27 protein-coding genes are annotated in these 24,611 nt (G+C 65.0%); 15 read left to right on the top strand and 12 right to left on the bottom strand.

Annotated features, from left to right (window positions below; genetic code table 11):
• Positions 1-390: 390 nt before the first annotated feature.
• Positions 391-708, top strand: coding sequence for a carboxymuconolactone decarboxylase family protein (locus GR158_RS12580; RefSeq protein ID WP_371731641.1), 318 nt, complete (start codon positions 391-393; stop codon positions 706-708).
• Positions 709-770: 62 nt separating this feature from the next.
• Here the strand turns inward: GR158_RS12580 and clpX are convergent, their stop codons facing one another.
• From clpX to GR158_RS12565, 3 genes are all read right to left on the bottom strand, one after another.
• Entirely contained in the window at positions 771-2,048 is a 1,278-nt protein-coding gene (gene clpX / locus GR158_RS12575) for an ATP-dependent Clp protease ATP-binding subunit ClpX (RefSeq protein WP_134650951.1), read from the bottom strand.
• 293 nt (positions 2,049-2,341) lie between these two features.
• Positions 2,342-2,974, bottom strand: coding sequence for an ATP-dependent Clp endopeptidase proteolytic subunit ClpP (gene clpP, locus GR158_RS12570; RefSeq protein ID WP_160860377.1), 633 nt, complete (start codon positions 2,972-2,974; stop codon positions 2,342-2,344).
• 1 nt (position 2,975) lies between these two features.
• The gene (locus tag GR158_RS12565) at positions 2,976-3,251 is read right to left on the bottom strand and encodes a hypothetical protein (RefSeq protein ID WP_134650949.1); all 276 of its coding nucleotides are present in this window, start codon (positions 3,249-3,251) and stop codon (positions 2,976-2,978) included.
• Between GR158_RS12565 and ggt the strand changes: the two genes are divergently transcribed.
• Both ggt and GR158_RS12555 read left to right on the top strand, forming a co-directional pair.
• Positions 3,250-5,001, top strand: coding sequence for a gamma-glutamyltransferase (gene ggt / locus GR158_RS12560; protein ID WP_160871351.1), 1,752 nt, complete (start codon positions 3,250-3,252; stop codon positions 4,999-5,001). The genes GR158_RS12565 and ggt overlap by 2 nt on opposite strands.
• 78 nt (positions 5,002-5,079) lie before the next feature.
• The gene (locus tag GR158_RS12555) at positions 5,080-6,330 is read left to right on the top strand and encodes a cytochrome P450 (RefSeq protein WP_160871350.1); all 1,251 of its coding nucleotides are present in this window, start codon (positions 5,080-5,082) and stop codon (positions 6,328-6,330) included.
• A 4-nt stretch (positions 6,331-6,334) separates the two neighbouring features.
• Here the strand turns inward: GR158_RS12555 and GR158_RS12550 are convergent, their stop codons facing one another.
• A complete protein-coding gene (locus GR158_RS12550) occupies positions 6,335-7,135 on the bottom strand; it encodes an SDR family oxidoreductase (RefSeq protein ID WP_160871349.1) in 801 nt (266 codons plus the stop codon).
• A 109-nt stretch (positions 7,136-7,244) separates the two neighbouring features.
• Between GR158_RS12550 and GR158_RS12545 the strand changes: the two genes are divergently transcribed.
• Positions 7,245-7,718 carry a MarR family winged helix-turn-helix transcriptional regulator gene (locus GR158_RS12545; RefSeq protein ID WP_160871348.1) on the top strand — a complete coding sequence of 158 codons (474 nt, stop codon included), beginning with the start codon at positions 7,245-7,247 and terminating at the stop codon, positions 7,716-7,718.
• Here GR158_RS12545 and GR158_RS12540 read toward each other — a convergent pair.
• The 4 genes from GR158_RS12540 to GR158_RS12525 form a co-directional block, all read right to left on the bottom strand.
• On the bottom strand, positions 7,715-8,059 hold the full coding sequence (locus tag GR158_RS12540; RefSeq protein ID WP_134650945.1) for a cupin domain-containing protein: 345 nt from the start codon (positions 8,057-8,059) through the stop codon (positions 7,715-7,717). The genes GR158_RS12545 and GR158_RS12540 overlap by 4 nt on opposite strands.
• A 54-nt stretch (positions 8,060-8,113) precedes the next feature.
• Positions 8,114-9,397 carry an O-acetylhomoserine aminocarboxypropyltransferase gene (locus GR158_RS12535; protein ID WP_160871347.1) on the bottom strand — a complete coding sequence of 428 codons (1,284 nt, stop codon included), beginning with the start codon at positions 9,395-9,397 and terminating at the stop codon, positions 8,114-8,116.
• Positions 9,398-9,508: 111 nt separating this feature from the next.
• Entirely contained in the window at positions 9,509-9,937 is a 429-nt protein-coding gene (locus tag GR158_RS12530; protein ID WP_160871346.1) for a CoA-binding protein, read from the bottom strand.
• Between the two features lie 63 nt (positions 9,938-10,000).
• On the bottom strand, positions 10,001-10,438 hold the full coding sequence (locus GR158_RS12525) for a CoA-binding protein (RefSeq protein ID WP_160871345.1): 438 nt from the start codon (positions 10,436-10,438) through the stop codon (positions 10,001-10,003).
• A gap of 252 nt (positions 10,439-10,690) precedes the next feature.
• Between GR158_RS12525 and GR158_RS12520 the strand changes: the two genes are divergently transcribed.
• Complete coding sequence (locus GR158_RS12520; protein WP_160871344.1) at positions 10,691-11,527, top strand: EamA family transporter; 837 nt, start codon at positions 10,691-10,693, stop codon at positions 11,525-11,527.
• A 1-nt stretch (position 11,528) separates the two neighbouring features.
• Here GR158_RS12520 and GR158_RS12515 read toward each other — a convergent pair whose 3' ends face one another.
• Complete coding sequence (locus GR158_RS12515; RefSeq protein WP_134650941.1) at positions 11,529-12,350, bottom strand: enoyl-CoA hydratase; 822 nt, start codon at positions 12,348-12,350, stop codon at positions 11,529-11,531.
• A gap of 135 nt (positions 12,351-12,485) precedes the next feature.
• Here GR158_RS12515 and GR158_RS12510 point away from each other — a divergent pair, with 135 nt between their 5' ends.
• The 3 genes from GR158_RS12510 (at position 12,486) to rpsI (ending at position 14,090) form a co-directional block, all read left to right on the top strand.
• Complete coding sequence (locus tag GR158_RS12510) at positions 12,486-12,917, top strand: PaaI family thioesterase (RefSeq protein WP_160871343.1); 432 nt, start codon at positions 12,486-12,488, stop codon at positions 12,915-12,917.
• Positions 12,918-13,146: 229 nt separating this feature from the next.
• Entirely contained in the window at positions 13,147-13,611 is a 465-nt protein-coding gene (gene rplM / locus GR158_RS12505; RefSeq protein ID WP_134650939.1) for a 50S ribosomal protein L13, read from the top strand.
• A 2-nt stretch (positions 13,612-13,613) separates the two neighbouring features.
• Positions 13,614-14,090 (top strand): 30S ribosomal protein S9, encoded by a 477-nt coding sequence (gene rpsI / locus GR158_RS12500; RefSeq protein ID WP_134650938.1) that lies wholly within the window; start codon positions 13,614-13,616, stop codon positions 14,088-14,090.
• 56 nt (positions 14,091-14,146) lie between these two features.
• Here the strand turns inward: rpsI and GR158_RS12495 are convergent, their stop codons facing one another.
• Positions 14,147-15,085, bottom strand: coding sequence for a DMT family transporter (locus GR158_RS12495; protein ID WP_160871342.1), 939 nt, complete (start codon positions 15,083-15,085; stop codon positions 14,147-14,149).
• A gap of 85 nt (positions 15,086-15,170) precedes the next feature.
• Between GR158_RS12495 and GR158_RS12490 the strand changes: the two genes are divergently transcribed.
• The 4 genes from GR158_RS12490 (at position 15,171) to GR158_RS12475 (ending at position 18,570) form a co-directional block, all read left to right on the top strand.
• Positions 15,171-15,650, top strand: a complete 480-nt coding sequence (locus tag GR158_RS12490; RefSeq protein ID WP_160871341.1) for an Lrp/AsnC family transcriptional regulator — start codon at positions 15,171-15,173, stop codon at positions 15,648-15,650.
• 123 nt (positions 15,651-15,773) lie between these two features.
• Positions 15,774-16,727 (top strand): agmatinase, encoded by a 954-nt coding sequence (speB, locus tag GR158_RS12485; RefSeq protein WP_160871340.1) that lies wholly within the window; start codon positions 15,774-15,776, stop codon positions 16,725-16,727.
• On the top strand, positions 16,724-17,731 hold the full coding sequence (argC, locus tag GR158_RS12480) for an N-acetyl-gamma-glutamyl-phosphate reductase (protein WP_256365813.1): 1,008 nt from the start codon (positions 16,724-16,726) through the stop codon (positions 17,729-17,731). The genes speB and argC overlap by 4 nt, the downstream gene beginning before the upstream one ends.
• On the top strand, positions 17,728-18,570 hold the full coding sequence (locus GR158_RS12475) for an aminoglycoside phosphotransferase family protein (RefSeq protein ID WP_160871338.1): 843 nt from the start codon (positions 17,728-17,730) through the stop codon (positions 18,568-18,570). The genes argC and GR158_RS12475 overlap by 4 nt, the downstream gene beginning before the upstream one ends.
• 5 nt (positions 18,571-18,575) lie before the next feature.
• Here the strand turns inward: GR158_RS12475 and GR158_RS12470 are convergent, their stop codons facing one another.
• On the bottom strand, positions 18,576-19,667 hold the full coding sequence (locus GR158_RS12470; protein WP_160871337.1) for a COX15/CtaA family protein: 1,092 nt from the start codon (positions 19,665-19,667) through the stop codon (positions 18,576-18,578).
• Positions 19,668-19,864: 197 nt separating this feature from the next.
• Between GR158_RS12470 and GR158_RS12465 the strand changes: the two genes are divergently transcribed.
• The 3 genes from GR158_RS12465 to GR158_RS12455 all read left to right on the top strand — a co-directional run bounded on the left by GR158_RS12465 (position 19,865) and on the right by GR158_RS12455 (position 22,276).
• The gene (locus GR158_RS12465; protein ID WP_134650931.1) at positions 19,865-20,083 is read left to right on the top strand and encodes a DUF2842 domain-containing protein; all 219 of its coding nucleotides are present in this window, start codon (positions 19,865-19,867) and stop codon (positions 20,081-20,083) included.
• A 5-nt stretch (positions 20,084-20,088) separates the two neighbouring features.
• Entirely contained in the window at positions 20,089-20,832 is a 744-nt protein-coding gene (locus tag GR158_RS12460; protein ID WP_160871336.1) for a metallophosphoesterase family protein, read from the top strand.
• A 187-nt stretch (positions 20,833-21,019) separates the two neighbouring features.
• On the top strand, positions 21,020-22,276 hold the full coding sequence (locus tag GR158_RS12455; RefSeq protein ID WP_246665644.1) for a GNAT family N-acetyltransferase: 1,257 nt from the start codon (positions 21,020-21,022) through the stop codon (positions 22,274-22,276).
• Positions 22,277-22,280: 4 nt separating this feature from the next.
• Here GR158_RS12455 and GR158_RS12450 read toward each other — a convergent pair whose 3' ends face one another.
• The gene (locus tag GR158_RS12450; RefSeq protein WP_160871335.1) at positions 22,281-24,524 is read right to left on the bottom strand and encodes an exopolysaccharide transport family protein; all 2,244 of its coding nucleotides are present in this window, start codon (positions 24,522-24,524) and stop codon (positions 22,281-22,283) included.
• Positions 24,525-24,611: the final 87 nt, after the last annotated feature.

Genomic DNA, 24,611 nt, shown 5'->3' with positions numbered 1-24,611 from the left:
TTCCATCCACAAGTGGCGTGCGGTTAACGCTTTTTCAAGCCCGGCGACAGGGAGCCCCCTTCCAGTCGCCGACCAGACGAACGAACATCAGGAACACTAGTCCTCCGCGCTGTCGCGGACCTTGCGGTCTTCCCACCGACGGCGCCACCGAGGCATTGGCAGGCAGATTCGCGGTCTTCCATATTCGCCTGCCGCGCCGCGTTTCGCAACGGCCTCCCGCGATATCGCCTGCCTTGCATCATGCCCTTTCCGGGCGCAAGCGGCCAATCACGAAATGTAGCGCGCAGCCGTTTCGCGATACCCGCAAAACCGTGCGTCTTGACCTGTCGCAAGACGGGCCGGCGCTCGATGTGCCAGAGTATCGGCGAGCAGAGCAGGAAAGGATCGCCCGTGAACGACACGTCTCTCGTCAGCAACGCATTCCAGACATTCATGAAGGACGCGCCCGCGCACAGCCAGGCCTGGCTGGAGGCCGTGGCGAAACTCGGCGCGGCTTCCGCGCTCGACGCCAAGACCCAGTCGCTCGCCTATATCGCCGTGCTCGCCGCCGCCCGGCTGGAAAGCGGGCTTGCCTTCCATGTGGCGGAAGCAAAGGCGGCCGGCGCAAGCCGCGAGGACGTCATAAGCGCCGTCCTGACGGGCCTGCCGGCGGTCGGCAACGGCGTCACCGCCGCCCTGCCCGCCGCCATCGCGGCCTACGATCGCTGAGGCTCACATGAAAAGACCCGCCCGTTGCCGGGCGGGTCCTCTGTCTGAAATGCTGCGACGGATCAGGCCGAAACGTTGGCCTTCTCGTCGGCGCGCTCGGAGTAGATGTAGAGCGGCCGGGCGGTGCCCTTGGCGACTTCGTCGGAAATGACGACTTCGCGCACGCCTTCCAGTTCCGGCAGTTCGAACATCGTGTCGAGCAGGATCTTCTCCATGATCGAGCGCAGGCCGCGGGCGCCCGTCTTGCGGACGATGGCCTTGCGGGCGATCTCGCGCAGCGCGTCCTCGTGGAAGGTCAGTTCGACGTCTTCCATCTCGAACAGGCGCTGGTACTGCTTGACGAGCGCGTTCTTCGGCTCCGACAGGATCTGGATCAGCGCATCCTCGTCGAGATCCTCGAGCGTCGCCAGGACCGGCAGACGACCGATGAACTCCGGGATGAGGCCGAACTTGACCAGGTCTTCCGGCTCCAGTTCGCGCAGGACCTCGCCGACGCGGCGGTCTTCCGGTGCGCGCACCATCGCGCCGAAGCCGATCGAGGTCTTCTCGCCGCGGGCGGAGATGATCTTGTCGAGGCCGGCAAAGGCGCCGCCGCAGATGAACAGGATGTTCGTCGTGTCGACCTGGAGGAATTCCTGCTGCGGATGCTTGCGGCCGCCCTGCGGGGGCACCGAGGCAACCGTGCCCTCCATGATCTTCAGAAGCGCCTGCTGCACGCCCTCGCCCGAGACGTCACGCGTGATCGACGGATTGTCGGACTTGCGCGAGATCTTGTCGACCTCGTCGATATAGACGATGCCGCGCTGCGCACGCTCGACATTGTAGTCGGCCGCCTGCAGGAGCTTGAGGATGATGTTTTCCACGTCCTCGCCGACGTAGCCGGCTTCGGTCAGCGTCGTGGCGTCGGCCATGGTGAACGGCACGTCGATGATACGGGCGAGCGTCTGGGCAAGGTACGTCTTGCCGCAGCCCGTCGGGCCGACCAGCATGATGTTCGACTTGGCCAGTTCCACGTCCGAGCCCTTGGCGGCGTGCGCCAGGCGCTTGTAGTGGTTGTGCACCGCGACCGAGAGGATGCGCTTGGCCTGCTGCTGGCCGATGACATATTCGTCGAGGACCTTGATGATATCCTGGGGCGTGGGAACGCCGTCGCGGGATTTCACCATCGAGGTCTTGTTCTCCTCGCGGATGATGTCCATGCACAATTCCACGCATTCATCGCAGATGAACACGGTCGGCCCGGCAATAAGCTTGCGGACCTCGTGCTGGCTCTTGCCGCAGAAGGAGCAGTAGAGGGTATTCTTGGAGTCGCCGCCGTTGCTGCCGCTGACCTTGCTCATATCACTTTCCTTCCAGCACGCCGTCCACCCCTCGCAAGATGGCCGGACACTCAAACCGCCTTTTCCGGAACGCTCGGGAAAGCGCAGCCCGTCAAGGCTTAGGGGGTACTAACCGAACGGGACGAAACAGCCCTGGCCGGTGGCAACGAATCCCCCACCGAAATACCGAATGCTAGGCTCTCACAAATCACCATAGCATTAACAGCCAATATTAGCGGCTTTGCCGCCGGGATAAAGCCCCGTGCACCTTACAAATGTGTCACAATAGCTTCATCCGCGGCAAAACCATGACATTACGCGCCTTCGACACCCTCGATCGCCTCGCGGCTGGTGATGACGCGGTCGACCAGGCCCCAGTCCTTCGCCTCGTCGGCGCTCATGAAATGGTCGCGGTCGAGCGTCTGTTCCACTTCCTCGTAGGTGCGGCCGCAATGCTTGACATAGACCTCGTTGAGCTTGCGCTTCATCTTGAGGATGTCCCTGGCGTGGCGCTCGATGTCGGACGCCTGGCCCTGGAAACCTCCCGAGGGCTGGTGCACCATGATGCGCGCATTCGGGGTGGCGAAACGCATGTCCTTGTGGCCGGCGGCCAGAAGCAGCGAGCCCATGGAGGCCGCCTGGCCGATGCACAGCGTCGACACGGCCGGCTTGATGAACTGCATCGTGTCGTAGATCGCCATGCCCGAGGTGACGACGCCACCCGGCGAATTGATGTAGAGCGCGATTTCCTTCTTCGGGTTTTCGGCCTCGAGGAAGAGAAGCTGCGCGCACACCAGCGTGGCGATGTGATCTTCCACCGGACCGGTCAGGAAGATGATGCGCTCCTTGAGGAGACGCGAATAGATGTCGTAGGAACGCTCGCCGCGGTTGGTCTGCTCGACGACCATCGGCACCAGAGCCATGGCGGTATCTACGGGATTTCTCATATCAATCCTTCATCTCAAGTGCCCTGAAACCCTCGCCCAAGCGTTGGGAATCAGCAAGTTTCGTATTCCCTACATAGAGTGTCAGGGTGGCTGACTTCAAGACGGCGCCATGTTTTGCGGCGCTGTATGCGAGAATGCGGTTAATCGGCGCAATGCGCGGCGGGGATTTCCACAACCGATCCGCCGACAGGGTGAAGGAAAGATGAATTCTTTCGCCCGCCTTGCTCCTCCCTGCCGTCGGCTGCACTATGTCGTCTCCAGCGGAGGCAATCCCCATGAAACGCGTCCTCATCGCCCTTGCAACCCTGGCCCTTGCCGGCACGCCCGCGCCGGCGCAGCAGGCATCCGACACCGTCGCTCCCGAGCGCGCCACGGGCCGTGCGGCCGCCGGCGTCGTCACCGCGACGAAGCACATGGTCGCCGCCGCCCATCCGCTCGCCGCCGAGGCGGGCGCGAAAATCCTCGATGAGGGCGGCAGCGCCATCGATGCCATGATCGCCGTCCAGACCGTGCTCGGCCTTGTGGAACCGCAATCCTCCGGCCTCGGCGGCGGCGCCTTCCTCGTCTATTACGATGCGCAGGCGAAACGGATCACCACGCTCGACGGCCGCGAGACCGCGCCGATGGAAGCGACGCCCACGCTTTTCCTCGACGAAAAGGGCGAGCCGCTGGCGTTTCTCGATGCCGTGGTCGGCGGCCGTTCGGTCGGCACGCCCGGCACCGTGATGCTGATGCAGGAGGCGCATAACCGCTGGGGCGCCATGGCGTGGAAGGATCTTTTCGCGCCCGCGCAGAAGCTGGCGAGCGACGGTTTCGCCGTGTCTTCGCGCCTCGCCGCCCTGGTCGCGGCCGAAGGCGACCGGCTGAAGACCTTCGAGCCGACGGCATCCTATTTCTTCGGTGCCGACGGCGCGCCGCTCAAGGCCGGCGCCATCCTCAGGAACCCCGCCTATGCCGAAACACTGTCGGCCATCGCCAATGGCGGCGCCGCCGCATTCTATGAAGGCGCGATCGCCGAGGCGATCGTCGATACGGTGCGCATGGCCGGACAGAATGCGGGCGTGCTGTCGCTCGCCGACCTCGCCAATTACCGGGTCAAGGAGCGCAAGCCCGTCTGCGTCGCCTATCGGGCGCTCGACGTGTGCGGCATGGGTCCGCCCTCCTCCGGTGCCGTTGCCATCGGCCAGATGCTCGGCATGCTGGAGAATTTCGACCTCAAGGCGCTCGGCAGGGACAATCCGGAAAGCTGGCGGCTGATCGGGGACGCCCAGCGCCTCGCCTTCGCCGACCGGGAGCGCTACCTCGCCGACACGGATTTCGTGCCGGCGCCCATCAAGGGCCTGACGGACAAGGCCTATCTCGGCGAACGCGCCAGGCTGCTGGACGGCGACGAGGCGCTCGGCGCGGATGCCGCGAGCGCCGGCAAGCCGGAATGGGATCATGCCTTCAACTTCGGCCGCGACGCGGCCATCGAACTGCCCTCCACCAGCCATTTCGTCATCGTCGACGACAAGGGCAATGTGGTTTCCATGACGACCACCATCGAGAACGGTTTCGGCTCCCGGCTGATGACCAACGGCTTCCTGCTCAACAACGAGCTCACGGATTTCTCATTCAAGACCCACGACGAGGGCCTGCCCGTCGCCAACCGCGTCGAGCCCGGCAAGCGGCCCCGCTCCTCCATGTCGCCGACCATCGTCCTCAAGGACGGCAAGCCGCTGCTTGCCATCGGCTCGCCCGGCGGCAGCCAGATCATCGGCTATGTCGCGCAGGCGCTGATCGCCTATATCGACTGGGGCATGGATGTCGGCGGGATCGTCGCGATGCCCCATCTCATCAACCGGTTCGGCACCTACGACATCGAAGCCGGCACCGATGCGGAAAAGCTTGCCGGACCGCTGAAGGACCTCGGTTACGAGGTGAAGATCGGCGAGATGAACTCCGGCCTGCACGCCATCGAACTCATCGCCGACGGCCTGAAAGGCGCAGCCGACCCGCGGCGCGAGGGTATCGCGGTGGGGAAATGATTTGATTGAGGCGACACGGTTGTTGAAGGCGTTTTGTCAAGCTTTCATGGGCTTGTGAAATCCGCTACGTCATCGTTTATGACGACGCCACATCTCCCCTTCCTGACCATCGATGCCGCCAACAGACGCGTTTCGCTGGATGGCCGCGATCCCGCTTTCTACCGCGACCCGAACGCGGTCTATGCGGCGCTCCACGCGCAGTGTCCCACCTTCTGGTGGGAGGAACAGAAGAAATGGTATTTCACGGGCTACGACCATGTGAACGGCCTGTTGCGCGACCGCCGTTTCGGCCGGCAGATCCTCCATGTGGCAAGCCGCGCGGAACTCGGGCTTCCCGAACCGCAGCCGCATGTCGCGCATTTCGATGCGGCCGAGGCCTGGTCGCTGCTGGAGCTGGAACCGCCGCAACACACCCGGCTGCGCACCCTCGTCAACCGCGCCTTCGTCTCGCGCATGATCGAGAAGCTGACGCCCGAGATCACCGATCTCTGCCATCAGGCCATCGACCGCTTCGAGAAGGACGGCAAGGTCGAGCTGCTCTCCGCCTTCGCCGATATCCTGCCGGTGACGATGATCGCCCGCATGATCGGCATTCCCGACGAAATGGGTCCGCAGCTCCTCAAGTGGTCCCACGCCTATGTGCGCATGTACATGTTCGGCCGCACCCATGCCGACGAGCTTGCCGCCGACAAGGCGGCACAGGAGTTTTCGGATTACGTGCGCGGCGTCATCGCCGAGCGCCGCGACGAACCGCGCGACGACCTGCTCTCGCACATGGTGCATACCGAACATCGCGGCCAGCTTCTGACCGATGACGAACTCATCTCCACGACCATCGTGCTGCTGAACGCCGGCCATGAGGCGACGGTGCACCAGATCGGCAATGCCGTGCGCACCATCCTGGAAAACGGCGCCGACCCCGCCGTGCTCTTCGCCGACCAAAAGGCGACGGAACGCACCGTGGAAGAGTGCCTGCGCATCTCCGCACCCGTGCACATCTTCGATCGTTTCGCGCTTGAGGACGTCGAACTCGACGGCATTAGCGTCCGCCGCGGCGACAAGGTGGCGATGATCCTCGCCGCCGCAAACCTCGATCCGAAGAAATTCTCCGATCCCCTGGTCTTCAAGCCGGATCGCGATGAAGGCGCCAACCTCTCCTTCGGCGCCGGTATCCATTTCTGCATCGGCGCGCCGCTGGCCCGGCTCGAGCTCAACATCGCGCTGCCGATCCTGTTCCAGCGCCTGCCCGGCCTGCGCATCGCAACGCCGCCCGTGGTCAAGGACGTCTATCACTTCCACGGTCTGGAGGCGCTGGAGCTGGAATGGTGACCTGTCAGGTCGCAGCGTAGCGCGCGGCCGGCTTGTTGTGCGAGATGTTCGGTCCCAGCGCGAAGCGGGCGGCTTCCAGCTTTTCCCAGTCGGCCTTTTCCGGCAGGGAGGGGATCGTCACCAGCTCGCCTTGATCGAGGCCGGCAAGGGCCGCGTCGACGAGATCGGAAACGTCCATCACGCGGCTCTGGTCCAGCGCGTCGATGGAGCCCCCTGCCCGGTCGAAGATTTCCGTCCGTGTCAGGCCGGGCAGAACGGCCTGGAGGCGCACGCCCGTGCCGTCGAGTTCCTTCGCCAGCGCCTGCGTGAAGGCCAGCACGAAGGCCTTGCTGCCGCTATAGGTGCCGTTGAAAAGTTCCGGCACGATGGCGACCGCCGAGGCGATATTGACGATGGTGCCCTTGCCGCGGGCGGAAAATGCCTGGGCGGCGGCAACGGCAAGGCGATTTGCGGCCGTCACGTTGAGCGCGATCATCGTGTCGAGATAATCGATATCGTCGGCAAGCAGCCCGCCCTTCGGGCCGATACCCGCATTGTTGACGAGCAGTGTGATCGCAGCGTCCTCGCGCAGGCGCTTTTCGACGAGGCGCAGGTCGGCGGCCACGGAGAGGTCGGCACGCAGGACGTCGACGGCAACGCCGTACTGCGCCTTCAGCGTCTCCGCCAGCGCCGACAGCCGCCCCGCATCGCGGGCGACGAGAACGAGGTCGTGGCCGCGGCGGGCCAGACGGTCGGCATAGGTGGCGCCGATGCCGGCGGATGCGCCCGTGACAAGGGCGGTTCCAGATGTGGATGAAGGGGTCATGGCAGGTCTCCGGTTTGAATTTAGTGGCATATACCATTATATTGGAGAGCGCTGTTTCCACTTGCAAGTGGGCCACCCGATTTTTATCGAGGACTGGACGAGGTGAGAGATGAACGAACCCGAAGGTGTCTGGCAGAACTGCACCAACAGCGCGATCCGCCGCGCGGCGCGCCAGCTTGGCCAGCTCTATGACGAAGCGATCGCGCCGAGCGGCCTCAAGGGTACGCAATTTTCGCTGATGTCGCAAATTGCGCTCGCCGGGCGGGACGGCGTCGCCCTCAAGCCGCTGGCGGAAGCGTTGGTGATGGACCTCTCCGCCCTCGGCCACACGCTGAAGCCGCTGACGCGGGATGGGCTGGTCGAGCTGATCGCGGACGAGAAGGACGGCCGCGTCCGGCGCGCCAGGCTGACGGCGCTGGGCATGGCGAGGCAGGAAGAAGCGCTCACGATGTGGCGCAATGCACAGGCGCGCTTCGATGCCGCCTTCGGCGCCGAGCGCTCGGCGGAGATGCGCGCTCTGCTCGGCTTCGTTGCCTCGCCCGGCTTCGCGAAGGCGTTCCGGGCGGGAAAACCGGACGCCTAGAGGCGAATGACGTAATCCTTGCGAGTCGTTTCAACGACTTCCCAGCTTCCCTTGAAGCCGGGTCTCAGGATCAGGCGGTCGCCGGCCTTGAGCTCGAACACCTCGCCCTCGTCGGACGTGACGATCGAATGGCCTTCGAGGATGTGGAAATACTCCCACTCGTCATACTGGATGCGCCACTTGCCCGGCGTCGATTGCCAGATGCCGGAATAGACGCCGCCGTCGGCTTCCTCGATGTTCCAGCTGGTGAAGACCGGATCGCCCGCGATCAGCCGGTCGGCGGCAGGGCGGCCGGTTTCCGGCTCCACGCCGGCGATGTCGAAGGGTTGTGCCTTGCTCATGCTGTCTTCCATAGGGAGGAATGTAAGGGCGGCCTGTTCGGCCGCCCCGTGGCGTCAGGCCTTGGCGAGGGCCTGTTCGATGTCGGCGATGATGTCGGCGGCGTCCTCGATGCCGATGGACAGGCGCACCACATCCGGGCCCGCGCCCGCCGCGACCTGTTGCTCTTCGGAGAGCTGGCGGTGGGTCGTCGAGGCCGGGTGGATCACCAGCGATCGCGTGTCGCCGATATTGGCGAGGTGCGAGAGCATTTCCAGCCCTTCCACGAAGCGCTTGCCCGCCTCGTAGCCGCCCTTCAGGCCGATGGTGAAGACGGCGCCCGCACCCTTCGGCGCATAACGCTGCTGGAGCGCGTGGTTGGGGTGGTCGTCGAGGCCGGCATAGTTGACCCAGGCGACCTTGTCGTGGCCCTTCAGCCACGTCGCGACGGCCAGCGCGTTGTCGGAGTGGCGCTGCATGCGCAGCGGCAGCGTCTCGATGCCGGTCAGGAGCTGGAAGGCGTTGAACGGCGAGATGGCAGGGCCGAAATCGCGCAGGCCCAGCACCCGGCAGGCAATGGCAAAGGCAAAGTTGCCGAAGGTCGAATGCAGCACCATGCCGGCATATTCCGGGCGCGGCTCGGACAGCGCGGGATATTTGCCCGACGCGGACCAGTCGAACGTGCCGCCGTCGACGATGATGCCGCCCATGGAGTTGCCGTGGCCGCCCATGAACTTGGTCAGCGAATGCACGACGATATCGGCACCGTGCTCCAGCGGGCGCAGCAGGTAGGGCGTCGCCATCGTGTTGTCGACGATGAGCGGCAGGCCGTGGCGGTGCGCGATCTCGGCAATGCCGGCGATATGGACGAAGGTGCCGCCCGGATTGGCGAGGCTTTCGATGAAGATGCCCTTCGTCTTGTCGTCGATCTGGCTTTCGAACGTGGAAAGGTCGTCGGTGTCGGCCCAGCGCACGTGCCAGTCGAAATTCTTGAAGGCATGGCCGAACTGGTTGATGGAGCCGCCATAGAGCCGCCGCGCGGCGATGAAGTTGTCGCCCGGGCGCATGATCGTATGGAACACCAACAGTTGCGCGGCATGGCCCGAGGCCACCGCAAGCGCCGCCGTACCGCCCTCCAGCGCGGCGACGCGCTCCTCGAGCACGGCCTGCGTGGGGTTCATGATGCGGGTGTAGATGTTGCCGAAGGCCTGCAGGCCGAAGAGCGAGGCAGCGTGGTCGGCGTCGTTGAACACGAAGCTGGCCGTCTGGTAGATCGGCGTCACGCGCGCGCCGGTCGTGGGGTCCGGCTGGGCGCCCGCATGGATGGCGAGCGTTGAAAAGCCCGGCTTGTTCTTCGTCATGGATGACCTCCCTTTTTAAAGTTCCGGCACTATTTCAGAGAGATAGCGGCCGGTCAAAGGGAGTTTTCCGCTCGCGCGCGGCTGCCGCAAAGCGCGCCATGCGCGATGCCGTCATCCGATGAGGCGCGGATATTCGATGGCCGGGCAGCGGTCCATCACGACCTTGATCCCGGCGGCTTCGGCCTTGGCCGCAGCCTCGTCGTGACGCACGGAAAGCTGCCCCCAGATGACTTTCGGCAGCGGCGAGAGCGTCAGCACCTCGTCCACGACGGCTGGAAGCGCATTGGCGGCGCGGAAGACATCGACCATGTCGATCGGCTCTTCGATATCGGCCAGACGGCCGACGACGCGCTGGCCGAGGATTTCCTTCCCCGCCTGCCCTGGATTGACCGGGATCACCCGATAGCCCTTGCGCAGCAGGAACGCCATGACGCGCTGGCTGGGGCGCTCCGGGTTCGGCGAGGCGCCGACGAGGGCAATCACCTTCGTCGCGCGCAGAATGTCGGCAAGATAATAGTCCGGATAGGAATCATGATTCATGGCGCGTTCCCGTTTTCGGGGAGAATTGGGGTAACGCTATGTGAAGTCAATGTTTGCCCGGTGTCACGATGCCTTGCGCATGAGCAGCGGATATTCCGTCACCGGGCAACGGTCCATCACGACGCGAATACCTGCGACTTGCGCCCGCGCGGCGGCGGCATCGTCGCGCACGGTGAACTGCCCCCACAGGACCTTCGGGCGTCGCGGCAGCGCCAGCACCTCGTCCACGACGGCACCGAACTGGCTGGCGGCGCGGAAAACGTCGACCATGTCGATCGGTTCAGGGATATCGGCGAGGCGGGCATGGACGGTCTGGCCGAGAATGGTCTTGCCCGCATGCCCGGGATTGACCGGAATGACATGGTAGCCCTTGCCGAGCAGGAAGCCCATGACGCCATGGCTCGGACGCGCATCGTTCGGTGACGCGCCGACGACGGCGATCGTGTGCACGCTGGAAAGGATATCGCGGATATAGCTGTCGGGATAATGGTCGTGGTTCATCGCTGCCTCCTCCGGCTGTCGCGAACGTCTCTCCCATGCCTTGCTGTTCGCCATTCTAGCGCGAAACCTTAAAGAAGAAGAGCGCCCCGGCAGGGCCTTTGCGGCGCGATCTGTGCCAATCCGGCGCAGTCATCACGGATTCTGCCGGTTCCATCACAAAAGTTGCGGCAGATCCCGATTGCAAATGTCAGGATTTGGGCGGATGAAGAGGTGCCTTCCCGTTCGCCCCGCCTGCCCCGCCGAGGTTCCAGATTGCCGTTCGACGTTCTTCTCCTCGTGCTTCTCGGCGCGGCCCTGCACGCGACGTGGAATGCGCTGGTCAAATCCGGAACCGACAAGTCGCTGGACGCCGCGATGGTGGCGCTCGGCGCCGGCGCTGTCGGCCTGTTCTTCCTGCCCTTCGTGCCGCTGCCGAAACCGGAGGCCTGGCCGTTCATCCTCGTCTCGGCCGTCCTGCAATTCGCCTATTTCCAGTTGGTGGCCGCGGCCTACCGGGCCGGCGATATCGGGCTCGTCTATCCACTGATGCGCGGGGTGGCGCCCCTTATCGTCGCCATGACGAGCGGCCTCGTGCTGGGCGAACACCTGACCACGACGGCCATGGCGGGCGTGCTGGTCATTTCGGCCGGCGTGCTGACGCTCGCGCTTGAATCGCGCCGCGGCGGGCGCCATGCCATCCTGCTGGCGCTGGCCAATGCCGTCGTCATCGCCACATATACATTTGTGGACGGCGCGGGCGCGCGCGTCTCGGGCAACGCGATTTCCTATACGCTCTGGATGGCACTGCTGCCGCCGGTCCTGCTGTTTGCCTGGGCGATCGCGCGGCGCGGCACCGCTCCGGTCTGGAGCCATGTCCGCCGCAACTGGGCGCGCGGCCTGTTCGGCGGCGCCGGTTCCATCGCGTCCTACGGGCTGGCGCTGTGGGCGATGACCAGGGCGCCGGTCGCGACGGTCGCCGCATTGCGCGAAACCGCCATCCTCTTCGCCCTCCTCATCTCCGTCTTCATCCTCAAGGAAAAGGCAAGCGTCTGGCGCTACCTCGCCGGCGCCGTCATCGCCTGCGGCGTGCTGGTGCTCAAGCTGGCGTAATCTATTTCCGATCCCACTCCGGCATACGCTTGTCCAGAAACGCGCCGATGCCCTCCTTTGCGTCGTCTGCCAGCATGTTCTCCACCATCGTCGCGACCGCCACATCATAGGCGTCCGCGACCGGCAGGCCGGCCTGGGCGCGGATCGCGGCCTTGCCGATACGCAGGGCCTGCGGCGACTTGGACGCGATGACGGCGGCGTATTTGTCGACGACCTGGCGCAGGTATTGCTGCGGGACGATGCGGTTGACGAGGCCGAAATCCTTGGCGGTGGACGCGTCGATGGTCTCGCCGGTCAGCAGCATCTCCATCGCCTGCTTGGGATGCGCCGCACGGGTCACGGCGACCATCGGCGTCGAGCAGAACAGGCCGATATTGACGCCGGGGGTGCAGAAGGTGGCGGTGTCCGTGCAGATGGCGAGGTCGCAGCTCGCGACGAGCTGGCAGCCGGCGGCGGTGGCAAGGCCGTCGATCTCGGCCACGACGGGCTGCGGCAGCGCGGCGATCTTCAGCATGATGTCGGCGGCCATGCGCATGGTCTTCTCGAAGAAGGCACGCCCGCCGTCGTCATCCGCGCGATGCATGGTCATTTCCTTGAGGTCATGGCCGGCGGAGAAGACCTTGCCGGTCGAGGCCAGCACGACGACGCGGATGGCGTCATCTGCCGCGACGGCATCAAGCGCCTCGGCAAGCGCCCGCATGGTGGCGATGGAGAGCGCGTTGGCCGGCGGGTTGTTCAGCGTGATACGCAACACCGGCGCCTGCCGCTCGATCCGCACCAGGCCGGCCGGCTCCTCTTTCCTGAACTCCACCACATCCGCCATGCTCGCCTCCTTGTCGTATCGTCCTGAGGTCCTACGCCGCGCCGCCGCCCGTTTCAAGCGCGGCAAGCTAGACTTTCAGCGGGCTTGCGAGAGAGGGAAAATCGGTCTGTAAACGCTAAAAAGGAGACGCCTGCGATGGAAGTGACGCCGATCATGGATCCGGAAGCGCTGAACCGCTTCCTCGAAACCGATTTTCCGCAGCTCCATACGGATGGGAAAGTGTTCGAGGTGATGGCGGTCGGCCCCGGAACGGTGACGCTGCGGCTCACGCCCAACGAGCGGCACCTGCGCCCTGGCGGCACGATTTCCGGCCCCACGCTCTTCGCGCTCGCCGATGTCGGCGCCTGGTGCGCGGTGCTCGCCCATATCGGGCCGGTGGCGCTTGCCGTTACCACCAATCTCAACATCAATTTCCTGCGGAAGCCCGCCCCCGGCCCTCTTTCCTGCATGTGCCGCCTCCTCAAGCTCGGCAAGCGGCTGGCGGTGGTGGACGCCTCGATTTTCGATGCCGGCGGCGAGGAACTCGTGGCCCATGCCACCGCGACCTACTCGATTCCACCGCGATAATTTGTGGTATCTTAATACCGTTATTGCAAGCCATTGTTTTTAAAGGACTATCTTTAGCATCCGCTGAACAACGTCGCTTGACGCCCTACCCGCTCTCGCTTATAAGCCGCACCAGATCGCGGTCCCCACGGGCCGCGTTCGATTTTTGGCATCCGCAAGGCGCCAAACCAAGCAACAAGAAATGCCCCAGGCCGCAAGGCTTCGGGACCCTACAGAAAGAGCTACTCCCATGGGTACCTTCGTACAGAAGCCCGCCGAGGTAGAGAAGAAGTGGATCCTCATCGACGCCGAAGGCCTCGTTGTCGGTCGCCTCGCTACCCTCATCGCGAACCGCCTGCGCGGCAAGCACAAGGCCACCTTCACGCCCCACGTCGACGACGGTGACAACATCATCGTGATCAACGCCGACAAGGTCGTCTTCACCGGCAAGAAGTACTCCGACAAGAAGTACTACTGGCACACCGGTTACCCGGGTGGCATCAAGGAGCGTACGGCTCGCCAGATCATCGAAGGCCGCTTCCCGGAGCGCGTTCTCGAGAAGGCTGTCGAGCGCATGGTTCCGCGCGGCCCGCTCGGCCGTCGCCAGATGAAGAACCTGCGCGTTTACGCCGGCGCCAACCACCCGCACGAAGCCCAGCAGCCCGTCGTTCTCGACGTCGCCAAGCTGAACAGCAAGAACACAAGGAGCGCCTGATAATGGCCGACCTCTCCTCGCTCAAGGACCTCGGCGTCGCCGCTGCAGCTCCGGCCGCTTCCGCCCCGGTTCACGTCAAGAAGGTTGACGCCCAGGGCCGTTCCTACGCCACCGGCAAGCGCAAGGACGCTGTCGCCCGCGTGTGGGTCAAGCCGGGCTCCGGCAAGATCACCGTCAACGGCAAGTCGTTCGAAGCTTACTTCGCACGCCCGGTCCTGCAGATGATCCTGCAGCAGCCGATCGTCGCAGCTGCCCGTGACGGCCAGTTCGACATCGACGCGACCGTCGCCGGCGGCGGCCTTTCCGGCCAGGCCGGTGCCGTTCGTCACGGCATCTCCAAGGCACTGACCTACTTCGAGCCGGCCCTGCGCTCGGTCCTGAAGAAGGGCGGCTTCCTGACCCGCGACTCGCGCGTCGTCGAACGCAAGAAGTACGGCAAGGCCAAGGCCCGTCGTTCGTTCCAGTTCTCCAAGCGTTAATCGCCCGGACGATTTTGGTTCAGGAAAGGCCGGGGCTCGCCCCGGCCTTTTTCGTTCTACGCTTCGGCTTTGCCGGTGCCTCTGGCGGATAATCCCGGCCTGCTGAAGAGGGCCACCGCCACCGCGACACCGGTGAGCTGCAGCGTTGCGCCGATCCACTCGGCCGCCTGCGGCCACCGCGCTTCGTACACAAACCCGTAAACGAGACCGAACACGGTTTCCGCCACGATGAGCTGCGCGGCAAGCGCGAGTGGCAATCTGGCGGAAGCGATCCCCCAGCAGAATGTCGCGATCCACGATCCCGCAATGCCCATGACCGCAGCCCAGCCGAGAAAGTTCACCATGTCGGGACCGGCAAGGGGCTGCGTCGAAAAAGAGGTCAGCGGCAGAAGTGCCATGCTGCCGATCGCCGCCCCTATCCCTTGTACGCCCGTCCAATGCAGGCCATCCGGCGCGTCGGCGGCGCGCATGACGGCGGCATTGGCGAGGCCGTAGGCGATCCAGATAACAAGCGCGGCCGAGGCCGCCAGGACGCCGAGCAGAACCGCCTTGCGCCCCTCCGGCCCGGCTGCCTCGATGACCGAGATGTTGACGATCGCCACGCCGGCGGCGATCAGCGCGAGCGGCGCAGCGAGCGCGCGCCACGGGGCAGACCGGTCCCGCCAGTTGGCGATCAACGCCAGCAGCACCGGCATGGTACCGATGACGAGCGGCGGTATGGCGGCGCCCGCCAGCCTGACCGCATAGGCGGCGGCGACGAAATATCCGACATAGCCCGCGCCGCCGAGAGACAGGCCGGTCAGCCAGCGCCTGCATGTCAGGCCGCGCGGGCGAAAGCGCGGATGCAGCATGAGCAGGACGGAAACCAGGCCGAATATCCCGTATCGTGCAACGGTGAGGTCCAAGGTGGAAGCGGGATCGACGGCGCGTGGCGCAATGAATGTGAGGCCCCACAACGCGCATGTTGCAAGGCCGGCCAGAAAACCAATCAGCATGGGTCACTCCTGTGATGCGCGATCATGGAGGGTGGACAGGCTGATTTCCATGGAGAACCGAAGGCAGAATCGCTATAATGCATCGATGAGCAGCGCAAAAATCCCCAATCGCCTTCAATATGAAAACTCATCCATCGATGCCGTCGATTCCCGAATCCTGGTAGCGCTCGATGCGGATTCACGGCTCTCCATGAGTGAACTCGCCCGCCTCGTCGGCATGTCCGCGCCGGCGGTGTCGGAGCGGGTGCGTCGGCTGGAGGCCGGCGGCGTCATCCGCGGCTTCACACTCGACGTCGATGCGCGCGCGCTCGGCTACCAGATTCGCGCTCTCGTGCGTATCAGGCCGCTGCCCGGCAAGCTGCATGTGGTGGAAAAGCTGATCCAGGATACGCCACAGTTCATCGAATGCGACAAGATCACGGGGGACGATCCCTTTCTCGCCCGCCTCGTCGTCCACTCGATCGAAGAAATGGACGATGTTCTCGAGGCGCTTTCCGACCATGCCGTCACCAGCACGGCCGTCATCAAGGGAACATCCGTCGCCCGGCGCCTGCCGCCGCTTTGAGGCGGATGCGTCATCGTCGCGAGGATACACGCATTCTTTTCAGCCACGGGGCTTGCCGCGGCGACGGCATTTTGCTGAAACAGGCGACCTTTTCGAAGGGCGACAGCAATCGGGAGCCTGACAGTGGCCAACAAGACGATCGATCACGCCATCACCGCAAAATCGCTGAAGAGCGCGGCCTCCGACCCGACGCATGCCGGAATCCTCTCCTTCATGCGCCGGCGCTACACCAAGGTGCTGAAGGATGTCGACGCCGTCGTCTGGGGCATTCCCTTCGATGCCGCGACCTCCAACCGTCCCGGCACGCGCTTCGGGCCGCAGGCGATCCGCCGGGCCTCCGCGATCATGGACAACGATCCGCAATATCCCTTCGAGCGCGACCTGTTCGAGGACATGGCCGTCATCGATTACGGCGATTGCCTGCTCGACTACGGCAACCACCAGAAGACGCCCGGCACCATCGAACGCGAGGCGAAGAAGATCCTGAAATCCGGCGCCTACATGCTGACGCTCGGCGGCGACCACTTCATCACGCTGCCGCTCTTGCGCGCCCATGCCGAGAAGTACGGCCCCCTCTCCCTCGTGCAGTTCGACGCGCACCAGGATACCTGGGCCGACGAGAAGGGCCGCATCGACCATGGCTCCTTCGTCGGCACCGCGGTCCGCGAAGGGCTGATCGATGCCGAGACGTCGATCCAGATCGGCATCCGCACCCATGCGCCTGAGGATTGCGGCATCCGCATCCTCTATGGCTATGATGTGGAGGAGATGAGTGCCGCCGAGCTCGCCGATGCAATCATCCATCATGTCGGCGACCGCGCGACCTATCTCACTTTCGACATCGACTGCCTCGACCCGGCCTATGCGCCCGGCACCGGCACGCCGGTCTCCGGTGGGCCGTCCAGCGCGCGTATCCTGTCGGTGCTGCGCAAGCTTGGCGCGCTCAATATCGTCGGCTCGGATGTAGTCGAGGTGGCGCCCGCCTATGACCATGCCGATATCACCGCCATCGCCGGCTCCACCATCGCCATGTACATGCTCGGCCTTCACGCCGAGGCGCTGGCCGAACGACGCTGAAACACGGCGTTGAATACGACGGGGCAAGGGGCTATATCGGCGGCGAACGCGCGAACAGGATGGGACAGCAGATGAAACCGAAGATCTTCATCGATGGCGAACACGGCACGACGGGCCTGCAGATCCGCACCCGCATGGCCGACCGCGCCGATGTCGAGCTCCTGTCCATCCCGGAAGCCGAGCGCCGCAACGCGCAACTGCGCGAAGACCTGCTGAACAGCGCCGATATCGCCATCCTCTGCCTGCCTGATGATGCGGCCAAGGAAGCCGTGGCCATGGTGGCGGGCAACAATTCCGTGCGCATCATCGACACCTCGACCGCCCATCGTATCAACCCGGACTGGGCCTACGGCTTTGCCGAAATGGATCGCGAGCAGCCGAAGAAGATCGCGGGCGCGCGTTACGTCGCCAATCCCGGCTGCTATCCGACGGGCGCCATCGGCCTCATCCGTCCGCTGCGCCTCGCCGGCATCCTGCCGGAGGATTACCCGGTCACCGTCAATGCCGTCTCCGGCTATACCGGCGGCGGCAAGCAGTTGATCGCGCAGATGGAAGATAAAGGCCATGCCGAGCATATCGCTTCGCCGCATTTCCTCTACGGCCTCACGCTGAAGCACAAGCATGTCCCGGAAATGCAGGTGCACGGGCTTCTCGGCCGCGCGCCGCTGTTTGCGCCCTCCGTCGGCAAGTTCCCGCAGGGCATGATCGTGCAGGTGCCGCTCCATCTCGCCGACCTCAAGGACAACGCCTCGCTCGGCTCCATCCACGAGGCGCTGGCGGACCACTATGCCGGCCAGGATATCGTCGAGGTGGTCGATCTCAAGGAAACCGCCAGCCTTCCCCGCGTCAACGCGGTGGAACTGGCCGATACCGACCGCATGAAGCTCTATGTCTTCGGCACGGCGGGCGCGCCGCATGTCAACCTCGTCGCGCTGCTGGACAATCTCGGCAAGGGTGCCTCGGGTGCCGCCGTGCAGAACATGGACCTGATGCTGGGCGCATGATGACGCCCGAGCCGGCCTTTCCCGACGAATGGCGGATTGAAAGCGCCAGTCTTCTTGCCGACACCGTCGCCGGGAGTGTCTACGAGGTCACGCTTGCCGGCGGCGAGAGCACCGTCGTCAAGCACCTGAAGCCGAAGGCGCTGGAGGACAGCCTGCGCGGCGCGGATTTCATGGCATGGCGGAATGGCGTCGGCTGCGTAAGACTTCTCGCCCGTTCCGGCACGATGCTGCTGATGGAACATGCGGGCAGGACGACGCTGAGGGATCACATGGCGTCACACGGCGACAGCGACGCAACGCGCATCGCCGCCAGCGTCCTGCTCGATTATCACCGTCCCTCCGACAGCCCGCCGCCCGCCAGCCTGCAACCGCTGTCACGCTACTTCGCAAGCCTCTTCGCCAAGGCCGAACGGGACCGCAAGGACGGCCTTGCAGGCCCCTATGCGGAAGCGGCGGCCATGGCGCAGGCGCTGCTGGCCGACCAGCGGGATATCAAGCCGCTGCACGGCGACCTGCACCACGAAAACATCATGCATGGACCGCGCGGCTGGATCATCATCGATCCCGCCGGGCTGATCGGCGATGCCGCGCTCGACGTCGCCAACATGTTCTCCAATCCGCTGGATCGGTTCGACCTCACGCGCGACGAAGCGCGGATCGCCCGCATGGCGGATGTCTTCGCGGAGACGCTCGGGCGCGATGTGCGCACCATCCTGCGCTACGCGTTCGCCTATGGCTGCTTGTCGGCCGCCTGGCATGACGAGGACGGCAACGAAGCCGACCGCGACGACGAACTGGCGGTGGCCGCCGCGATCCGCACCGTTCTCAGGCAGGCCTGACCGGATCACGCCCGCGCGTCGTCCCTGTCATATTCGCCGTAGAAGCCGCGCCAGTGCGCGACGGCGAAGCCGAGCACCACCAGTGCCCCGCCCTGGTGCGCCAGCGCCCAGCCGAGCGGCACCTGCCAGATCAGCGTGAGGATGCCGATGGTCGCCTGGAGACAGACGAGGCCGAACAGCACCAGCGCGCGGCGCGCATGAGTGGTCTCGGGCGCGGCGCGCAGCGAAGCGATCAGGTGCACGAGCGCCAGCGCAAACAGCACATAGGCGCCGATGCGGTGCACGAACTGCACGGTCTTCGGGTTTTCGAAGAGATTGATCCACCACGGCTGCTGCAGGAAGAGGCCGCCGGGTACGACGGCGCCGTCCATCAGCGGCCAGGTGTTGTAGGTGAAGCCGGCATGCAGGCCGGCGACAAGCGCGCCGAGATAGATCTGGAAGATCGCCATGCCGGCGATGATGCCGGCCATGCGGCGCGAGCCTTGCGTCGGGGCCTCATCGTCGCTGTGCGGCGCGAGGGCGCGCATCAGCCACACGGTCCCGGCGAAGATCAGACAGGCGATGGTGAGATGGGTGGCGAGCCGGTACTGGCTGACGGAGACGCGCTCGGCGAGGCCCGACGACACCATCCACCAGCCGATGAAGCCCTGGAAGCCGCCAAGCGCCAGAAGGCCGACGAGCGGCCAGCGCATCTTTCGCTCGATGCGGCCGGTCAGCCAGAAGAAGGCGAGCGGCACGGCGAAGACGAAGCCGATGGAGCGGGCGATCAGGCGGTGAGCCCATTCCCACCAGAAGATCGTCTTGAACTCGTCGACGGTCATGCCCTTGTTGACCTGCTCGTATTGCGGAATGCGCTTGTAGAGCTCGAATTCCTCCTGCCATTCCTGCGCGCCGATCGGCGGGATGACGCCATGGATGGGCTTCCATTCGGTGATGGAGAGGCCCGACCCGGTCAGGCGCGTCGCGCCGCCCACGAGCACCAGCACGAACAGCATGAACAGCACGAAACCCAGCCAGATGCGGACCTGCCGGCGATTGCACTCGATGCGGCCCGCGTCGTCGACGCTGCGATAGGCTGTTACGTTTGTGGCGCTCATTTCATCGGCTCCTTTGCCCGGAGCGGCGATCTGCCTGCCGCTGCGGCTTTTCCACGCAGTCGCGGGCACAAAATGGCCTGCACCCTTCGCCGCGAACTGCTCCGACGTTGATTTGCCCGACCGGGCCGTGCAAAACAAGGCCCGAAGCTTTGCGGCATGCCGTCGCGCCCTGCAGTCCCGCCGAACGAAGGTCCGAAATGCCCCCTCGCCTGAGAAAACTGATCGGCACGATCCTGATCATCATCCTCGTGCTCGTCTATGCGCTGGTCGCGACCACGGTCGCCGTCGCGACGCTGGGGGAATCGCCGTGGTATATCCACCTCCTCTATTTCACGCTCACCGGCCTTCTGTGGATCCTGCCGGCCATGCTGATCATCAAGTGGATGGAAAAGCCCGGCAAGCCGCGCGAGGAGTGACGGCAGTGCGCATTGCGGTGATTGCGGACATCCACGGAAATGATCTCGCACTGGAAGCCGTGCTGGCGGATATCGATCGCCGGGGCATTCGCGAGGTCGTCAATCTCGGCGATCACCTGAGCGGCGCCCTCAATGCAGGCCGCACCGCCGATATCCTGCTGTCGCGCGCCGATATCGCCTGCATCGCCGGCAACCATGACCACTGGCTCATCGAAAAACAGCCGGACGCCATGGGAAGCTGGGATCGCAGGGCGCATGCGCAGCTCGCCGCGCACCACCTCGACTGGCTGGCCCAGCTGCCGCCGACCCGTCTCGTCGCAGACACGGTCTTTCTCTGCCACGGCACGCCCGGGACGGATACCACCTACTGGCTCGATGAACCCTCCGGCGAAGGCGTAATGCAGCTTTCCCCCATCGAGCGGATCGAGGCGCTGGCCGGCGGCATCGACCACCCGGTCCTTCTCTGCGGCCATACCCATATCGCGCGCGCCGTGCGCTTGCGCGACGGCCGTCTGGTCGTCAACCCCGGCAGCGTCGGCTCACCCGCCTATGATGACGACGAACCGGTGCCCCACAAGGTCGAAACGGGTACGCCGCATGCGCGTTATGCCGTGATCGAGCGGCACGGAGACCGGTGGGACGCCACATTTCATCTCGTGGACTACGATCACATGGCCATGGCCCGTCTGGCGGAAAGCCGCGGCGAACTTGACTGGGCGCGTGCGCTCGCCACCGGCTGGCTGAGCTGACGATCCGGCGTCGACCGATCACCCCGAACGTTCGGATTTTCGGATTTTCGTTATGAAATTGCTAACCGCGCCGGCCAAATTCCCCGGGCATGCGCCGCGGGCGCACTGGATTTAAACCTTTTGCGCAAGCCTGGTGCCTATCGTGTTCAATGCGGCAAGACGGCCGCAGGTGCATAAAGGCGACACCATGGGAGCGATGCAACTCAATTTCCAGGCGATGCCATCCGAGCCGGCGCCGGCCGATGCGACGGCGGCCGGTGACGGTGCGCTCGCCTTCGGTCCTCTCTCCATCCGCCTGCACGACCGCATGGAACCCCTGGAAGCCGCATGGCGCGCGCTGGAGGCGGAAAACAACCTGTCGCTCCACCAGAGCTATGATTGGTGCCGGGCCTGGGCACGCACGCAGGGCACGAAGCTGCTGATCGTCGAGGGCGTATCCGGCGGCCGCACGCAGCTCATCCTGCCGCTCGAAATCGTGCGGCACGGGCCGGTGCGGATCGCCCGCCTGCTCGCCACCGATTTCAGCAACCTCAACACCGGCCTCTATACGCGCGCATTCCGGGCGCTTGCCTCGCCGCCCCGGTTTCGCAGGGCGCTGCGCCAGGCACGCGGCGACTTCGCCCGCCATTTCGACCTTCTCCTGCTCGACAAGGTGCCGCTCGAGTGGCGCGGTGAAACCAATCCGTTTGGCGACCTGCCGGCCGTCCTGAACCAGAACGCCGCCTTCCAGCTGCCGCTGCTGGGCGATTTCGAGCGCACGCTCGCCCAGATCAATGCCAAGAACCGGCGCAAGAAGTTCCGCAACGCCGAACGCCGTCTGATGGAGCTTGGCGGCTACGAGCACATCATCGCGCCGGCCGGGAACGAGGCGCTTGCGCTTCTGGAAACCTTCTTCCGTCAGAAGTCCGTTCGCTTCCAGGCGCTCGGCCTGCCGGATGTCTTCCGCGACGAGCGTACCCGTGATTTCTTCCGCGCGCTCGTGACCACGTCAGCGTCGGATACCGAATATCCGCTTCAGCTTCACGCGCTGCGCCTCACCGGCGCGCATGCGGGCCATATCGCCGCCATTGCCGGGCTGTCGCGCAAGGGCGACCACGTGATCTGCCAGTTCGGCTCGCTCGACGAAAGCGTCGCCGCGGGTGCCAGCCCCGGCGAGTTCCTGTTCCATCTGGCCATTCGCAAGCTGTGCCGGGAAGGCGTGGCGCTTTTCGATTTCGGCATCGGCGACCAGCTCTACAAACGCTCCTGGTGCACGATCGAGACGCCGCAATACGACCTGTTGTGGGCGACGACACCGGCCGGCAGCCTCGCGGCCGCGCTTCATCGCCTGAAGGCGGGCGCCAAGCGCTTCATCAAGCGCAATCCGCAGATCTACGCCTTCCTGCAACGCCGGCGCTCGGGGCGGCAGGCGGCCCGCGCCGGCACGGGCACGGGCACGGACTGATCCGTCAGGCCACGCGGCGGCCCGGATGGCGGGGCGGTTCGCCCGTCTCGCCGGTCATCAGCAGGATGTCGCTGTAGCCCGCCTCGTCGAAGGCGCCGATGAGGTCCACGACCTCGTCCTCGTCCGCACCGGGCAGCGAGAGGATGACGTCCGTCTCCCGGTCGCGGGTCAGGCGGCGCACGCCCTCCACCTCGGCCGGGCCGCATTCCACGATCACGGTATCATAGGCGTCCGACAGCGCGTCGATCACCATGGCCAGCCGGTCGATACCGCGCATGGCACGCCGGATATTGGCATTGCCGCGCGGAATGACATGGGCGGGAGAAAGACGATCGCCGTGGATGATGTCGCCGAAAGCGGCTTCGCCGACCAAAAGGTCGGTGATCCCCGCCAGGTGAACCGACTCCGCCATCAGGCGGGTCGGGCAGGCCGAGCCGGTCAGGTCGATGATGAGCGTGCGGCGATGCTCCTGCGCGATCCGGCGCGCCAGCATGACGGCGGCGGTCGAGCCGCGATCGCCCGACGGCGAGACCGAAATGGCCACGGAAATGTTGTTCTCGATCATGTGCCGGGCGACGGCATTCACCGAGAAATCGCCTTCGTCCTCTTCAACGGCAACCGTTTCGTCCGCCTCGGGCACGAGCGCCGGCTCCAGGTCTTCCTCGTCCTCCTCGACGGGACGGATGTCGGCGAGCAGCGACCGGGCCGGCGCATGCATGTCGCGAACGGCGACGTGCTCGGCGTGTTCCCGGCGAACGAGCGGCGGCTGGTCGGGCACGAACTCGGTCTCGGCAGCTTCATCCTCATTCTCTTCGCGGCGGCGGGCGGGCGTCGCCACCACACCGACCGGCTTCAGGGCGCGGCCGCTGAACAGTTCGGCGAGCAGGATGGCGATGGCGCTGAGCGCGAAACCGGCAACGCCGCCGACGATGGTGATCGGGATCACCTTTGGGAAAGCCACTTCCGTCGGTTCGACGGCCGCTGAAATCACGCGGGCATCGGCGGGTGTGGCGCCGTCGCCGGTGCGCGAGGTCGCCTCGCGGTAGCGGGCAAGGTAGGTTTCGAGCAGTTCGCGCTGGGCTGCGGCCTCGCGCTCCAGCGCCTTGAGGCCGACTTCGTCTTCACCGGCCCGCGCCGTATCCGCCTTGACCGTGTTGAGTTGCTGGACGAGCTGCGTCTCGCGCAGGCGTGCCGTCTTCGCCTCGTTCTCAAGGCTCGACAGGATCTTCTGGGTTTCCGACTTGATCTGCGCGCGAATACCAACGAGCTGCGAGCGCAGGCCCTTCAGCCTGGGATGTCCTTCCAAGAGCGATGTCGACAGGTCGGAAATCTGTCCCTGGATCTGCGCCTCGCTCTCCTTGAGGCGCTGGATCATCTGGGAGCCGACGACTTCGGTCAGCGTATCGGGCGCGCCGCCATTCTGCAGCACCGCGCGCACGCTTTCGGCCCGCGCCTCGGCGGTGGCACGCTCGCCGCGAACGCGGGCAAGCTCGGTCGAGATATCGTTGAGCTGGCGCACGGCGAAGGTCGAGTTCTCGCCTGTCGGCAGCAGGTCGGATTGCGAGCGGTACTCTGCGACCTTCTGCTCGGCCTCGCGCACCTTCTCGCGCAGGTTGACGATTTCGGGCTCCAGCCAGCGTGACGCCTCGGAATTGGTATCGAGCTTGGCGCCGCTTTGCAGCGACAGGTAGACCTTCGCCATCTCGTTGGGAATGGCGGCCGCAAGGCGGGGATCGCGCGAGGAGAACTCGATGCCGATGACGCGCGACTTCTCCACCTGGTAGACGACGAGCTTTTCGTTGAACTCCTTCAGCACGCGCTCTTCCGGCGGAAGATCGAGCGGGTTCTTCTTCAGGCCGAGCAGCACGAGCAGATCGGAGACGGCCGACGGCTTGGCGGTCGGGTCGAATTCTTCCAGCTCGTAGAGTTTCATGTTGCGCGCGACCTGCTTGATCAGGTCGGCGGATTTCAGCATCTGCACCTGGCTGGCAATGCCGAGTTCGTCGAAGGCCGGCTGCTCCCTGCCCTGCGAGCGGTCCTGGCCCGTCGTGAAGGCCGGCTCGCGGGTTTCGATGAGAAGGCGCGACTCACTCTTGTAGGTCGGCGTGATGGCGCTCGCGATGGCAAAGGCGAGGCCCGCGCCGGCAACTGTCGCCAGCAGCACGCGCATGCGGTGCCGCCAGATCGCGCCGAAAAGGCCGCCAAGGTCGATATCGACATCCTGCTGGCTCCCGTGAACGCCCGACATATCTCTACTCCAAACCGACGATTTCCGCGCACGGTAAACAAATATGGTAACCCAAGCGTTAACCATTCTGAGTTGCGTAAATAATGT

Origin of the sequence: Shinella sp. AETb1-6, from assembly GCF_009826875.1 — a bacterium.
GTDB lineage: Bacteria > Pseudomonadota > Alphaproteobacteria > Rhizobiales > Rhizobiaceae > Shinella > Shinella sumterensis.
This window is presented reverse-complemented; position numbering and strand designations above follow the sequence as displayed.

Excerpts from the sequence above, each read along its gene's own strand:
- clpX (WP_134650951.1), bottom strand. The coding sequence starts at position 2,048 with ATGAGCAAGGTCAGCGGCAGCAACGGCGGCGACTCCAAGAATACCCTC.
- clpP (WP_160860377.1), bottom strand. The coding sequence starts at position 2,974 with ATGAGAAATCCCGTAGATACCGCCATGGCTCTGGTGCCGATGGTCGTC.
- ggt (WP_160871351.1), top strand. The coding sequence starts at position 3,250 with ATGAAACGCGTCCTCATCGCCCTTGCAACCCTGGCCCTTGCCGGCACG.
- GR158_RS12565 (WP_134650949.1), bottom strand. The coding sequence starts at position 3,251 with ATGGGGATTGCCTCCGCTGGAGACGACATAGTGCAGCCGACGGCAGGG.
- GR158_RS12555 (WP_160871350.1), top strand. The coding sequence starts at position 5,080 with ATGACGACGCCACATCTCCCCTTCCTGACCATCGATGCCGCCAACAGA.
- GR158_RS12550 (WP_160871349.1), bottom strand. The coding sequence starts at position 7,135 with ATGACCCCTTCATCCACATCTGGAACCGCCCTTGTCACGGGCGCATCC.
- GR158_RS12545 (WP_160871348.1), top strand. The coding sequence starts at position 7,245 with ATGAACGAACCCGAAGGTGTCTGGCAGAACTGCACCAACAGCGCGATC.
- GR158_RS12540 (WP_134650945.1), bottom strand. The coding sequence starts at position 8,059 with ATGAGCAAGGCACAACCCTTCGACATCGCCGGCGTGGAGCCGGAAACC.
- GR158_RS12535 (WP_160871347.1), bottom strand. The coding sequence starts at position 9,397 with ATGACGAAGAACAAGCCGGGCTTTTCAACGCTCGCCATCCATGCGGGC.
- GR158_RS12530 (WP_160871346.1), bottom strand. The coding sequence starts at position 9,937 with ATGAATCATGATTCCTATCCGGACTATTATCTTGCCGACATTCTGCGC.
- GR158_RS12525 (WP_160871345.1), bottom strand. The coding sequence starts at position 10,438 with ATGAACCACGACCATTATCCCGACAGCTATATCCGCGATATCCTTTCC.
- GR158_RS12515 (WP_134650941.1), bottom strand. The coding sequence starts at position 12,350 with ATGGCGGATGTGGTGGAGTTCAGGAAAGAGGAGCCGGCCGGCCTGGTG.
- GR158_RS12510 (WP_160871343.1), top strand. The coding sequence starts at position 12,486 with ATGGAAGTGACGCCGATCATGGATCCGGAAGCGCTGAACCGCTTCCTC.
- rplM (WP_134650939.1), top strand. The coding sequence starts at position 13,147 with ATGGGTACCTTCGTACAGAAGCCCGCCGAGGTAGAGAAGAAGTGGATC.
- rpsI (WP_134650938.1), top strand. The coding sequence starts at position 13,614 with ATGGCCGACCTCTCCTCGCTCAAGGACCTCGGCGTCGCCGCTGCAGCT.
- GR158_RS12495 (WP_160871342.1), bottom strand. The coding sequence starts at position 15,085 with ATGCTGATTGGTTTTCTGGCCGGCCTTGCAACATGCGCGTTGTGGGGC.
- GR158_RS12490 (WP_160871341.1), top strand. The coding sequence starts at position 15,171 with ATGAGCAGCGCAAAAATCCCCAATCGCCTTCAATATGAAAACTCATCC.
- GR158_RS12475 (WP_160871338.1), top strand. The coding sequence starts at position 17,728 with ATGATGACGCCCGAGCCGGCCTTTCCCGACGAATGGCGGATTGAAAGC.
- GR158_RS12470 (WP_160871337.1), bottom strand. The coding sequence starts at position 19,667 with ATGAGCGCCACAAACGTAACAGCCTATCGCAGCGTCGACGACGCGGGC.
- GR158_RS12465 (WP_134650931.1), top strand. The coding sequence starts at position 19,865 with ATGCCCCCTCGCCTGAGAAAACTGATCGGCACGATCCTGATCATCATC.
- GR158_RS12455 (WP_246665644.1), top strand. The coding sequence starts at position 21,020 with ATGGGAGCGATGCAACTCAATTTCCAGGCGATGCCATCCGAGCCGGCG.
- GR158_RS12450 (WP_160871335.1), bottom strand. The coding sequence starts at position 24,524 with ATGTCGGGCGTTCACGGGAGCCAGCAGGATGTCGATATCGACCTTGGC.